General features: G+C 34.3%; 11 protein-coding genes and 2 pseudogenes. 11 read left to right on the top strand and 2 right to left on the bottom strand.

Annotated features, from left to right (window positions below; translation table 11 throughout):
* Positions 1 to 101: 101 nt before the first annotated feature.
* From B9N79_RS11550 to B9N79_RS11515, 8 genes and pseudogenes are all read left to right on the top strand, one after another.
* A complete protein-coding gene (locus tag B9N79_RS11550) occupies positions 102 to 398 on the top strand; it encodes an SDR family NAD(P)-dependent oxidoreductase (protein WP_239695471.1) in 297 nt (98 codons plus the stop codon).
* Positions 307 to 1,587, top strand: a pseudogene (locus B9N79_RS11545) (CitMHS family transporter). Before B9N79_RS11550 ends, B9N79_RS11545 begins: the two are co-directional and overlap by 92 nt.
* A 105-nt stretch (positions 1,588 to 1,692) precedes the next feature.
* Positions 1,693 to 2,361, top strand: a complete 669-nt coding sequence (locus B9N79_RS11540; protein ID WP_040057459.1) for a class II aldolase/adducin family protein — start codon at positions 1,693 to 1,695, stop codon at positions 2,359 to 2,361.
* A 22-nt stretch (positions 2,362 to 2,383) separates the two neighbouring features.
* Positions 2,384 to 3,670: a four-carbon acid sugar kinase family protein gene (locus tag B9N79_RS11535; protein WP_046217410.1), complete on the top strand. Its 1,287-nt coding sequence runs from the start codon at positions 2,384 to 2,386 to the stop codon at positions 3,668 to 3,670.
* Positions 3,671 to 3,955: 285 nt separating this feature from the next.
* Positions 3,956 to 4,627, top strand: coding sequence for a cyclase family protein (locus B9N79_RS11530; RefSeq protein WP_046217409.1), 672 nt, complete (start codon positions 3,956 to 3,958; stop codon positions 4,625 to 4,627).
* A gap of 74 nt (positions 4,628 to 4,701) precedes the next feature.
* The gene (locus B9N79_RS11525; protein ID WP_026009694.1) at positions 4,702 to 5,031 is read left to right on the top strand and encodes a cupin domain-containing protein; all 330 of its coding nucleotides are present in this window, start codon (positions 4,702 to 4,704) and stop codon (positions 5,029 to 5,031) included.
* A gap of 269 nt (positions 5,032 to 5,300) precedes the next feature.
* Positions 5,301 to 5,780 (top strand): DUF2306 domain-containing protein, encoded by a 480-nt coding sequence (locus B9N79_RS11520; RefSeq protein WP_046217408.1) that lies wholly within the window; start codon positions 5,301 to 5,303, stop codon positions 5,778 to 5,780.
* A gap of 272 nt (positions 5,781 to 6,052) precedes the next feature.
* Complete coding sequence (locus tag B9N79_RS11515) at positions 6,053 to 6,877, top strand: STAS domain-containing protein (RefSeq protein ID WP_046217407.1); 825 nt, start codon at positions 6,053 to 6,055, stop codon at positions 6,875 to 6,877.
* 452 nt (positions 6,878 to 7,329) lie between these two features.
* Here the strand turns inward: B9N79_RS11515 and B9N79_RS26535 are convergent.
* Positions 7,330 to 7,419 (bottom strand): annotated as a pseudogene (locus tag B9N79_RS26535) (HAD family hydrolase); the annotation flags it as partial.
* Positions 7,420 to 7,526: 107 nt separating this feature from the next.
* Between B9N79_RS26535 and B9N79_RS11510 the strand changes: the two are divergent.
* The gene (locus tag B9N79_RS11510; RefSeq protein WP_046217406.1) at positions 7,527 to 8,123 is read left to right on the top strand and encodes a class I SAM-dependent methyltransferase; all 597 of its coding nucleotides are present in this window, start codon (positions 7,527 to 7,529) and stop codon (positions 8,121 to 8,123) included.
* 301 nt (positions 8,124 to 8,424) lie between these two features.
* Here B9N79_RS11510 and B9N79_RS11505 read toward each other — a convergent pair whose 3' ends face one another.
* Positions 8,425 to 8,871: an RDD family protein gene (locus B9N79_RS11505; RefSeq protein ID WP_019394141.1), complete on the bottom strand. Its 447-nt coding sequence runs from the start codon at positions 8,869 to 8,871 to the stop codon at positions 8,425 to 8,427.
* Positions 8,872 to 9,686: 815 nt separating this feature from the next.
* Here B9N79_RS11505 and B9N79_RS11500 point away from each other — a divergent pair.
* Entirely contained in the window at positions 9,687 to 10,826 is a 1,140-nt protein-coding gene (locus tag B9N79_RS11500) for an acyl-CoA dehydrogenase (RefSeq protein WP_048896805.1), read from the top strand.
* 46 nt (positions 10,827 to 10,872) lie between these two features.
* Complete coding sequence (locus B9N79_RS11495; RefSeq protein WP_046217405.1) at positions 10,873 to 12,840, top strand: acetate--CoA ligase; 1,968 nt, start codon at positions 10,873 to 10,875, stop codon at positions 12,838 to 12,840.
* Positions 12,841 to 12,987: the final 147 nt, after the last annotated feature.

Raw genomic sequence — 12,987 nt, 5'->3', positions numbered from 1 at the left:
ACATCTATGAGGAAGCATATGGAACAGTAGAATCTCCATCCTTAGCCACAACATAACAATACACCTTAAATTCTCAGTCTATCAAAATGGGGGGGAAGGAAATGAACTATTTTTCTGAACTTAAAGGAAAAAAAGTCCTCGTAGTAGGTGGAAGCAAGGGGATTGGGAAGGATATAGCACTTGCTTTCGTTCAACTAGGCGCAGACGTGATTATTACGGGCAGAAACGAAGAAGACTTGCAAAAAACAACGGGCGAACTTATTGAATTTAATCCTAATTGCTCTTATCTGATAGCTGATATCCAAAATGTTAACCAAATTTACTCCATGGTTGATCAGGCTTATAAACGTTTGGGGAGAATTGACATTCATATTTGCTGTAATAGGAGGATTTGGTAAAAATCTAGGTTCTATGATGCTAGAAGGAATCCAGATAGTCGCACCTACAGCTATACTTCTCTTATTTGCCGTTTTATATTTTGGAATTATGATGAATGCAGGTTTATTTGATCCGATTTCTAGAAAGATATTACAACTAGCTAAAGGTGATCCTGTAAGGATTGGAATAGGAACCGCCATTTTAGCATTATTAGTGGCTTTAGATGGGGATGGAACGACAAGCTACATGATTATCTGCTCTGCCTTGTTACCAATTTATAAAAAAATAGGTATTAATCCACTCGTATTAGCTACGATATCTGTTATGTCTTTAGGTACTGTTTCAGGAATGACACCGTAGGGAGGAGCTGCAACAAGGGCAATAAGTGTCTTAGGACTGGATTCTACAGAGTACTTTACACCGTTAATTCCTACCATTCTATTTGGTGCAGCCTGGATTATTCTAACCGCATATGTAATGGGGAGAATGGAGAGAAAAAGGATTGGAATTATACATTTAGAAAGAGTCAATAAAAGTATGGAGAGCAACAATGAAATGGCCGCAACTGTTGCAGACAATCCTCCTAAAAATGTTAAGTTAATTTGGTTTAACTTTTTATTAACGCTTGCTCTTATGATAGCCCTAATCTTGGGTCTAGCACCTCTTCCTATTTTATTTATTATAGGTTTTGTAATCGCTCTTTCTGTTAATCATCCTAATCTTGCAGAACAAAAAAGCGTGATTAAAGAAAATGCTAGTCATGCTGTGCCAGTTGTCATGTTAGTGTTAGGAGCTGGAATTTTCACAGGGATATTATCTGAAACAAAAATGGTAGATTCAATGGCATCTGATTTACTCCAAATTGTTCCAGAATCCTTAGGGCCTTTCTTCACCATTATTGTTGGATTAATTAGTCTGCCATTAAGCTTTCTTATGTCAAACGATGCATTCTTCTTTGGTGCCTTGCCTGTTCTGGCTCAATCGGCTTCTGAATATGGAATAAATCCTATCGAAATAGCAAGGGCAGGAGTAATTGGGCAGCCTTTACATTCTATGGGTCCAACTTCTGCCCCGCTGTGGGTATTATTAGAGCTTATCAGGAGAGATTTAGGAGCATTTCAACGTTATGCGCTTATTCCAGTTATTATTTTATCCCTCATGTTAATCGTGTTTGCCTTAATTACAGGAGCTATTTCAATTGCATCATGATAATATGTCATCTACATGAACAGTAGTATAACTGTAAAATCAAACAACTAATAAATTGTTGAAGGTGTTCCATCTAAAAGTTTATCTCATAAAAGGAGTTTTTTCATGAATTACAAACAGCAATTAATGAATACAGGAAAGTATCTTATCTCAAATCAGCTAGCATGGGGAACATCAGGAAATATAAGCGTTAGGACTGATCCTGATGAAATGCTTATCACGGCCTCCGGAACATATATGGCTAATCTATCGGAAGATGATTTTGTAAAGTTTAATATTTCTACAGGTCAGAATTACAGTGAGAGGAAAGCCTCCAAAGAAACACCCATGCATCTCGGAATTTATCAGAAGCGTGAAGACATAAACGCAGTCTTACATTCATCGCCATTTTATACGACTTTGTTTTCTTGTAGTAATGAAGCCATTATTTCTAAATTATTTGTAGAAACGATGTATTATCTAGAGGATATTGCTTACGTAGACTATTTTCACCCTGGTTCACAAGAATTAGCTGAGGCTGTAACTGCTCAAGCATCCAACGCCAATATCATCATTATGAAAAATCATGGGGTAGTAGTATTGGATGAGTCTTTATTAGAAGCTCAAATGAGACTACAAACTTTAGAGATGGCATGTCATATGATTTTAAAAGCAAAAGAATCAGGGATTAAACTTAGCTTAATTCCACAGAAAACTGTACAAAGTTTTTTAAATGAGTCCTTTTATAAACCAAGAAAGACAGTGAATCATTCTATTAAGCCTAGTAATAAATGAAAGATAGAAAAGAGGGATAGTAATGGGACAAATAATAGGAGTGGTAGCTGATGATACCACTGGAGCAAACGATATAGGAATTATGTTTAGTAATAAGGGATACAAAGCTAAAGTTCAAATATTTGAGGAAGAAATGAATGTTAAAGGGGATGCTGATGTCGTTATTGTAGATACAGATAGTCGGTTAGACTTGGATAATTTAAGCTATCAAAAAGTGTATGGAGCTACAGAGAAATTACAAGAGACAGGATGTTCTATGTTTTTCAAGAAGACATGTTCAGTTTTCCGTGGAAATATTGGCAAAGAGTTTGATGCTATGCTAGATGCGCTCGGTGAGGAATTTGCTGTTATTAGTTTAGCTTTCCCGAAGAATGGGAGAACAACAATAGGAGGAATGCATACTGTTTATGGACAGCCATTAGAATATTCAGCATTTGCTAATGATCCTGTGCATCCTATGAAGGAGTCAGATTTAGTATCCATTTTACAAAAGCAAACCCTTAGAAAAGTGACATTTGTAGATTTATCTATTGTAAGACAAGGAGCAACAGTTTTACGACGGACAATTGAAGAAATAAGAAAGCATTTCAATTATTGTATTATTGATAGCGAAACTCAATCAGATTTAACTATTGTAGCTGAAGCAATCCATGATTACAAAATTTTAGGTGGAAGTTCAGCTATAGCCGAAGAGTTGCCTAAATTTTTAGGGAAAAGATCTACACATAACTTAGTGACCGATTTAAACATTGAAGATCAAAATGGAGTACTTGTTGTTTCAGGAAGTTTAACTCCTCAAACAAGAGCGCAAACAGCACACCTTATTTCTTCTGGAGTCCCTTATAAAGTTTTTGACTCTAGAAAAGTATTTTCACCTGTTGAATATGATAAAGAAGTTATGCGTGTTTCCCTAGAATCTCAAAAGCTGTTAATTCAAGGAGAAGATGTTTTAATCATGGCCGACAACAATAAAGACATTATCTTAGAGACTAAGGAGATGGGCAAAAAATTAGAAATTGACCCTCTTTCAATTAGCAAGATGGTATCTGCCGCAATCTCAGATATCACAAAGGTTATTGTAGATCAAGTTGATTTAAAAAGACTCATTGTAGCAGGTGGAGATACTGCTGGAACAGTCAGTAGAAAGTTGGACATAAAGGGAAACTATGTGTTGAAAGAGATTGAAACAGGTTTACCATCAGGATTAGCCATCGGACGCCATATGCTAATAGTTTTGAAATCAGGTAGTTTTGGAGGGGAAGAATTTCTGTCTCTTGCCATTAAACATCTAAAAAACCTCTCGCGCTAAAATGAAGACGAGGAGATAGTAATTTTCTTCTCTGTATATCTTTATGTACAGAATCTCAAAAATAATATTCGAACTTTTCAATTTAATTACCGTCCACAAAAGTATACATTAAGGAAAAGAAACAGCACAAACTTGTTGTTAATCACGGGTTTGTGCTTTTGTTACTTCCTTGAAAAGTTTTATGTAACCTAGGTTTATATAATATACATTCTAAAAAGAAAAATATGATAAAATTTCCATATGTAAACCGCTTTTATTAATATAAAAGGAGAGTGTGATTATAATATGAAGAGAAAAAAATATATTGATTTGAGCCATACGATTCAAGATGGCATTATAACTTATAAAGGGCTTCCTGCTCCAATCATTTGTGATTATTTAAGTCGAGAAGAATCCCGAAAACATTATGGAGAAGGAACAGAATTTCAAATTGGAAAAATAGAAATGGTGTCTAATACAGGAACTTATATTGATGTTCCATTTCATAGGTATGCTAATGGCAAAGATCTATCGGAAATACCAATTGATAAGATGGCTGGTCTAGAAGGAGTTACCATTCATATTGATAAAAATAAAAAAGAGATTAATGAAGACGTGTTTTATGACCTTGATATTGAAGGAAAAGCCGTCCTTATTCACACAGGTTGGGACCAATACTGGAATACAGATCAATACTTTGAAAATCATCCATATTTAACGGAGAAAGCTGCACAATATTTAGTGGATAAAAAAGCTGCTTTAGTTGGGATTGATTCTGTGAATATAGATAATACGTCAGGTAAAGATCGTCCTGTACATACCACTTTATTAGGGAAAGAAATTTTCATCGTTGAACATTTATGCAACTTAAAACAAATTTCAACTGAAAACTTTTTATTTTATGCTGTTTCCCCAAAAATCAAAGACTTTGGGACTTTTCCAGTTAGAGCCTTTGCAGAAATTCCAAATAAACTATAGTTACACAACATAGTTTATTATATTAGAATCCCCTTAAAAATCAAAGGAGAATTAAGATGATAGAAAAAATAGATTTGGAAAAGATCAATCTTCTGGAGATTACAAAGGATATTAAAGATCAACATGTGAATTTTGCCGTGTCTGATGTCAATAATCACTGTCTTCGTATTGCCGTTTTTTCAGGTGAATACGAATGGCATTATCATTCTAATTCAGATGAACTATTTATGGTTTTAGAAGGTGAATTGTTAATTGATCTCAAAGATAAGGATACCGTTGTTTTAAAACCAAATGATACAATACTTATTCCAGCTGGAACTGTTCATAGGACTAGAGCTAAACAAAGAACGATAAATCTCTGTTTTGAAGATAAAAACGCTGATACTATTATCATCGATAAGTAAAAATAACATGAAGATTGCAAAAGGCATTTAAGATGTTTCTTAAATGCCTTTTGCCTATATAAAGATAGATCCTGATAAACAGCATTATGCGAACTAAAAATAATATGATAAATCTCATATCTCAATGATGAGATAATGCACTAATTTTTAAAATGTTAAGGTTATATAATAGTCATATGGAGAAGATGATTTTAGTTGATTAACGTACGTTTAAATCAAATAAATAGCCGTTTTTTCTACTCCTAACGATAAAATAAGGAGGAGTTATTGTGGAGATTTTTAACATAATTTTAATCATTCACATTGTGTGTGGAATAATATGTTTGCTTTTCGGGCTCCTAGCCATGTCAGCCCCCAAAAGAAGAGGGATTCATACAAAATGGGGTGAAGTCTACCATGCTTCTTACGTTGGAGTATTTATTACTGCCATTACTTTATCTATATTACGATGGGAAGAAATAGCTTATTTGTTTTATGTAGCTCTTTTTTCTTATTCCTTTGCGATTTATGGTTATCTTGCAGGTAAAAGACGGTGGGGAAATTGGCTTAATCATCATATTAGAGGTATGTTGGGTTCTTATATCGGTGCTGTAACAGCCCTTTTAGTTAACATTGGAGATATGCTCCCTTTATTAAATAAACTTCCGAAATTGTGGTTTTGGTTTTTACCCACTATTGTAGGTGTACCAATAGCATCTATCGTGGTGAAAAAGTACAGAGGTGGCAAAAAAGAAAATATAAATTTATGAAGGAAAGATAGAAATAGAAAACTACTGTGCCTAATCAGTAGTTTTTTCGTTTTGGGAAATACATGAATATGATGAACAGTTTCGTAGGTTCATATACATATATAATTATATAGTTAAACCTTTGTTAAAGGTACAATAAGAGTGGTTGTCGTAAGGAAGCGGGATTTTTTCTACTATAGGGGCCGGTTAGAATTAGCGATATCTTGTATATTCGAGTTATAATACAGAATTAGGGGGATATTATAAGGTTGTTCTGAAAGGGGTTACGTTCAATGAGGAATAGCAATAATGATATTCAAGAGATGATTCACTATGTTAAGGCTAAGAGAGAAGATTTTCAACAGAAGTTGTTATCAGAAGCCGTAAATGTTGCAGAGGTTATTCACGATATTCTAAAGCAAGGTAATATTGATCTCTTAAAGAATGCTGAAAGATTAGTTGTTTATATTTTAGAAAACAATGATCAAGATATTGTTGTATTTGCTAAACAGGAAGGGGTCGCTTGGGCTCAATATTCGCTTACTTTAGCTTTTAAACTTGAATGGGTTCAGGCGATAAGAAGATCCTTATGGAAAACAATTTATGAATATCAATCTGAATTTAACTTACCTAGTATTAGAGAAGATTTTTTTGAGTTAGAGGAACGAATCAATAACAACATTGATCAGTTTCTAAATACATTTTTCCTAAGCTATTCAGATTTTAAAGACGAATTAATTCATAGGCAAAGAAAAAATGTGGAACATCTATCTGTACCTATTATCCCAATTAGTCCTACCGTTGCCATTCTTCCTTTAATAGGAACCATTGATTCGTATCGAATGGACACGATTGAAGAAAAGGTACTAACTGATATCGCAAGAACCCGTATTCATACATTAATTATGGATTTATCAGGTATTACGGATATGGAAGTGGTTGTTATCGATCATTTTCATAAAGTGCTGGATGGAATTAATATGATGGGGTGTAAGTCAGTTATTACCGGATTGAGACCAGAACTGGTGAGAGAGATGATTCACCTTGGCATTAATTTCAATCAAAAGGCAATAACAAAAGGAACACTACAGCAATCTTTAAAGGACTATTTACTGTAACATTTAATCTTCTACTGTAGATTTAAAATAAAGTCGTTATGTTTATAAAAAATTATGTTGTTTGAAAATAAGTTACGACATTTTAAACTTATTGATACTAATAAGATTTTTCTACCTATTACCAACATTATGTAAACGTTATATTTTTTTATAGTAATAATACTTTAAATAAACGCTTATATAGTTAAAATTTAACAACTAAATTTGGATATCTTATACATTCATGAACAGGAAAGCCTACTACTATATGTAGTAGGTTCTTCTACTCACTAAAAATAGGTGTTCAATGGCACTATGTGGTACATTGAATAATTTAATCTAATGTATATGATACATATAGCTACTTTACAGAAGAACAATTAGATTACTTTATCATTTTTTTAGTGCAAATTCTCAATTTCATCTTCACTTGATTTCTTTGTTACAAAATCAACTTTTCATGCCCGTTGCTAATTATTCAACGATAATGTTTCTTTTAGTATGTTTTTGTCTTTTACACCATTCATGCTGAATTCTTTTGTATAAAATGAAAGCCATGTATTTACTGTACATGATTTAACTATTTTGTGATTTTTAAAATTTTTGTTTTTTTGATATAATGAACACTATGTAGATCTAGCTTTTAATAAAGAGGAAAGTAGAGTGAGATATGGAAAATAATGTTTTTGAACAGATAGCAAAAAGATATGATACAGAAGAAAGAATTGAATTAGCTAAAATTATAGTTAAGGAAGTAAGAACAGAATTACAAAATAGTAAATCAAGCTCTTTAATAGACTATGGGAGTGGTACTGGTCTAATTGGTTTAGAATTATCAGATTTAGTAGATTCTATTTTGTTGGTTGATTCATCAAAGCAAATGTTGGAGGTTGCGGAAGCTAAAATTTCTCAAAAAGAAATTACTAATTCAACGGTACTTTATTCAGACTTTACTCAAGGAACTCCTGACCTCAAAGCAGATATAGTTTTAATGTCACTAGTCCTTCTTCATATTCCAGATACTAAAAAAATTTTACAAGAATTGTTTAACGTTTTAAATGATGAGGGAAAGCTAGTTGTTATTGATTTTGATAAAAATCATAAGATAAATCATCCGAAAGTTCACAACGGTTTTTCACATGAAGAACTGAAAAAAACATTATCGGAAGTTGGATTTAAATCAATTAAAATTACGACATTCTATCATGGTAATCATATCTTTATGAATCAAGACGCTTCAATGTTTATATCCAGCAGCATAAAGTGATTTTTATTTTTAAAATTTCTTAGTTCATATAATCTCGACTAATAAAGGAAGCAGTCATATTAAAGTATTAAGTCACTTTTTACCTTTCTCTTTTTTTATCTGTATAAAGATGAGATCCCTTGAGCGCCTAGGGATTTTAAGTTGGTTAGTTCCGAATATACGCCATCAAAAAAATAAGACTGCCCTTTGTCTGTGAGGGAGTCTTATTTTTTGGTGTTCTTATGTAAAAATTTGAATCAGAATTGTACAGATTAAGTAAGGTGAAAACCTCCAGTTTGTAATACTTAGAGTTGGTACCTACTTAACTTGCAACTGTATGTTTATCTTCCATTTCGTGAGGTTTTGCATATGTAACATAGGTACCTGCCATTAAATCATGCAGACTTCTCTTATCTTTACGGAAAACAACCATAAAAAGACTCACAATTAAAGCAATACCTAACGTAAGACTATAAACAATTCCGGCTACAAGAACCCGTAATAGCATCGCTCCGATTCCAAGCTTCTTTCCGTTTACTTTTACAATTCTAACACCAACGATTCGTTTTCCAATTGTATACCCTGACCATAAAATAGGTACAGCAACGGTATAGATAAACCCTAAAATTGAGATAACAGGGTCATTTTCATTGACTTCTCCTGTAAGTAAAAAAACAATGAGGGTTAAAGGAATACTGACAATTACACCATCTAATAGGTTGCCTAAAAGGCGTATCCAAAATCCCGCTGGTTTTATCACATGATCCATTCTATATTTCCTCCTTTTTTTGTACAATACCCATTTATCAATATAAATAGACTCGTACATGATCGTAACATAGATATACGTTCAGATGAAAAATATAAAATATTTAAAATTTATTCATACTTACCCTTTTGTAAAAGGGGAGAAGAAATGACAGGTATAAAATCAAAGTTATTTGATATTGATCTGTCTAATAAGTCTTTATTATATAAAGTTAATGTATCTAGAACCTGTTTTATTTCCTTGTTATTCCGAAAATGCATTTTTGTATTCAAAGTCATGCTGGTTATTAATGCACTACTATGTAGTTTAATAGATTTAAAAATATGTAGATAAAATAATCATTAAGATGACTCCACAATTAATCATTTTTGATTTTTGTCAAATATCCAAATAGACCTTCCGTCTGTAACTTCTATGATAGAAATCGTTTCATTTATTGATAGAATCAAAGATCGTATTAATATCTAAGGAAGAATTTATAACGTTTGGAACAGGGATGAGGAATTTTAGTTTCAGGTGAGTTAATGTATCTTGCCTCATTTATCATCCTTACTTTTAGAACTTAATATATTTATACATTTATGTTTATTGGTGTAAAACACACAAATTTTTCATAGAAGTATACATAGATTTATATTTTTTTAATATTGATAATTATAAATATTAAAAAATATCGAAAGGGGGTCGGTGCATAGAGTTTTGTTGTTATTTTGATAATTATTAAAAAGGAAAGTCGATTATGTATATTTTTGAAGGTGGAAAAATTCATCAATAATAACTAGAATGTTACGACAATAAATGGAGGTCGTTGAAAAATGAATTTTGATTTAACAAAAGAACAAGAGATGATACGTAAGTTAATTCGGGATTTTTCGGAAGCAGAAGTTGCTCCTGGAGCAGATGAACGAGATCGGACGGGAGCATTTCCTTATGAAATGTTTTCAAAATTAGCAGAGTTAGGAATCATGGGCCTTCCATTCCCAGAACAATACGGTGGTGGTGATGCTGACACGATCAGCTTTGCCATTGTCGTTGAAGAGTTAAGCCGTGTTTGTGCATCAGCAGGAATCACATATTCAGCTCATATTTCATTAGGGGGAGAACCTCTTAATTTGTTTGGTACCCATGAGCAAAAAGAGAAATACTTAACGCCAATTTGTACAGGAGAGTCATTTGGGGCATTTGGTTTGACTGAACCAAATGCAGGCTCCGATGCCGGGGGAACACAAACAACTGCAGTTCTTGATGGGGAGGAGTGGGTCATTAATGGCTCAAAATGTTTTATTACTAATGCAAGCTATGCCAAACATCTTGCCGTTACGGCTGTAACAGATCGCTCAAAAGGAATTAATGGAATTAGCGCATTTATCGTTCCAACGAACGCACCAGGATTTACTGTTATCAATAATTACGAAAAAATGGGTCTTCAATCTTCAAATACAACAGAATTAATCTTGGAAAATGTAAGGGTTCCTAAAGATAATCTGTTGGGAACAGAAGGAGAGGGTTTCAAGCAATTTTTAGCGACCCTTGATGGTGGAAGAATTGGAATTGGGGCAATGGCCGTTGGACTCGCACAGGGCGCTTATGAAAAATCACTTCAGTATGCGAAAGAAAGAAAACAGTTTGGAAAAAGTCTATCGAACTTCCAGGCAATCCAATTTAAATTGGCCGATATGGCAATGAATATTGAAATTGCCCGGAATATGGTTTACAAAGCAGCCTGGTTGAAGGAGCAAGGCCGAATATTTAAAAAAGAGGCAGCATACGCAAAATTATTTGCTTCCGAAATATGCATGCGCGCATGTGATCAAGCTATTCAAATTCATGGTGGTTATGGATATATGAAAGAATATCAAGTTGAGCGATTCTTCCGTGATGCGAAGCTTCTAGAAATTGGGGAAGGAACATCCGAAGTTCAGCGTATGGTAATTGCAAAGCAAATAGGATGCTAGATTCATTTTTGTAACGGCTTTCAAAAAAAGATAAAGGAGTAACTCCATGGATATCAATGGAATTTCACAAGTAGTTGCAAACAGTAAACTTATTTTTCCTAATAAAGAAAAGGTACGCTCTACCTCTATTGGAAGCATAGAAGCTTTTCAAGAACTTCTTCGACAATCTCAAGAAGATCCTGCTGCTTTTTGGGATAGCGCAGCCCGGGACCTTGTGTGGTATGAACCTTGGAAAGAAACCATTAGTGGACAACTCCCTGATTTTCGTTTTTTTGTCGACGGCATTAGCAACCCAAGTGTCAATTTACTTGACCGGCATATAGCTAATGGAGCAGGTAACCGGACAGCTCTCATTTGGGAGGGTGAAAACGGAGACACAAAATTTTATACCTATAATATGCTTCTTGCAAAAGTGAATCGATTTGCGAATGTTCTTCGTTCATTTGGGGTGAAAAAAGGTGATTGTGTAGCTATTTTTCTTCCAAACCTGGCCGAAGCATGTATTGCCGTGTTAGCGTGTTTTCGTATTGGTGCTATTTACAACACTATTTTCTCAGGTTATTCCGAAAAGTCATTGAAAGACCGTCTCATCAGTTTTGAACCCAAAATAGTGGTAACTGCGGATGCAACAGAACGTCGGGGTAAAGCTATTCGATTAAAAGAAAAAGTTGATCAAGTTGTACCAACTATTCCATCTGTTGAAGCAGTCATTGTTGTCAGCCGCTTAGGTTTAGAAGTTCCAATGAAAGAAGGGCGTGATTACTGGTGGCACGAGCTTACAAAAACAGCAAGCATCGTTTGTGAACCTGAGAGAATAGAAGCAAATGAGGGAGGGATTGTATTCTATACAAGTGGTACGACAGGAAAACCTAAAGGTGTCGTCCATTCTGGAATGGCTTTTGTTATTCAAAATTACACATATGCCAAGTATCATATGGATCACCACAATGATGATGTTTTCTGGTGTACTGCTGATATTGGGTGGTTAACGATGCATATTTGGGGTATTACTGGTGCTTTAGCAAATGGTGTAACAACCGTTGTCTATGAGGGAGCCGTTGATTATCCAGAAAAGAACCGCTTTTATCAAATTATTGAAAAATACCGGGTGAATAAGTTATTTACTGCTCCAACTGCATTGAGAATGTTAAAAAGTATGGGAGAAAAACCACTAGAACAATTTGATTTATCTTGTCTTGATGTCATTTCTCTTGTGGGAGAACCTTTTGATACTGAAACATGGCATTGGACATATGAAGTTTTAGGAAAGAAAAAGGTATATATCAATAATACTTGGGGCCAAACGGAAACAGCGGGATCTCCTATCGCAGGCGCAGCCTGGCTGACGCCAATGAAACCTGGTTCTGCAGGGACTCAATTTTTAGGTGCAGTTTTTAATGTTGTTAATGAAGAAGGCAATCCAGTTAAATCTGGTCAGTTAGGAAACTTAGTAATTAGAAAACCATTTCCTATGCTGTGCCGTACACTTTGGAAAGAACCGGAGCGATATTACGCATCCTATTTTAGCCAAGTAGAAGGAAGTTATTATGCCAGCGATCTTGCATTGATAGATAAAGATGGATATATATGGGTGGTTGGCCGTTCTGATGACGCGCTTAATGTGGCAGGACATCGATTAAGTACGTTGGAAATGGAAAGTGCTGTACTTGAATGCGAAGGTATTTTTGAATGCGCTGTCATCGGGATTCCTGATGAAATAAAAGGGGAAGTTCCTTTAGTATTTGCTCGTCTAGCTGATGGTTTTGAAGATAATGAAGAGATGATAGAACGGATAAATAGGAGTATCATCCAACAAATTGGTAAGATTGCCAGTCCAAAAGCAATAATTATGACTAATATGTTACCGAAAACAGTAAGTGGGAAAATTATGCGGCGTTTATTAAAGGAAATTGTGGCAACAGGAAAGGTAGCTGGTGACATTACAGGGCTTGAAGACCCATCAACTGTTGTAGAAATCCAGAAGATCGTTGCTAGTAAATTATCAGCTATATAATGCTTTATTCGGGTCGGTCATTTGTTCATAAAATGATCGGCAAATGCCTCATTCCATTTAATCTTTTTCTTTGTAATCACTAGATTGGTAGTTAAAGATGAAGCTATAAATAGATTCACATATCTCCATAACATAAAACTTTAAGCT

Source organism: Priestia filamentosa (genome assembly GCF_900177535.1).
GTDB lineage: Bacteria > Bacillota > Bacilli > Bacillales > Bacillaceae_H > Bacillus_I > Bacillus_I filamentosa.
This window is presented reverse-complemented; position numbering and strand designations above follow the sequence as displayed.

Bases quoted from the DNA above. Each gene is read 5' to 3' on its own strand.
- B9N79_RS11550 (WP_239695471.1), top strand. From the start codon at position 102: ATGAACTATTTTTCTGAACTTAAAGGAAAAAAAGTCCTCGTAGTAGGT.
- B9N79_RS11540 (WP_040057459.1), top strand. From the start codon at position 1,693: ATGAATTACAAACAGCAATTAATGAATACAGGAAAGTATCTTATCTCA.
- B9N79_RS11535 (WP_046217410.1), top strand. From the start codon at position 2,384: ATGGGACAAATAATAGGAGTGGTAGCTGATGATACCACTGGAGCAAAC.
- B9N79_RS11530 (WP_046217409.1), top strand. From the start codon at position 3,956: ATGAAGAGAAAAAAATATATTGATTTGAGCCATACGATTCAAGATGGC.
- B9N79_RS11515 (WP_046217407.1), top strand. From the start codon at position 6,053: ATGAGGAATAGCAATAATGATATTCAAGAGATGATTCACTATGTTAAG.
- B9N79_RS11510 (WP_046217406.1), top strand. From the start codon at position 7,527: ATGGAAAATAATGTTTTTGAACAGATAGCAAAAAGATATGATACAGAA.
- B9N79_RS11505 (WP_019394141.1), bottom strand. From the start codon at position 8,871: ATGGATCATGTGATAAAACCAGCGGGATTTTGGATACGCCTTTTAGGC.
- B9N79_RS11500 (WP_048896805.1), top strand. From the start codon at position 9,687: ATGAATTTTGATTTAACAAAAGAACAAGAGATGATACGTAAGTTAATT.
- B9N79_RS11495 (WP_046217405.1), top strand. From the start codon at position 10,873: ATGGATATCAATGGAATTTCACAAGTAGTTGCAAACAGTAAACTTATT.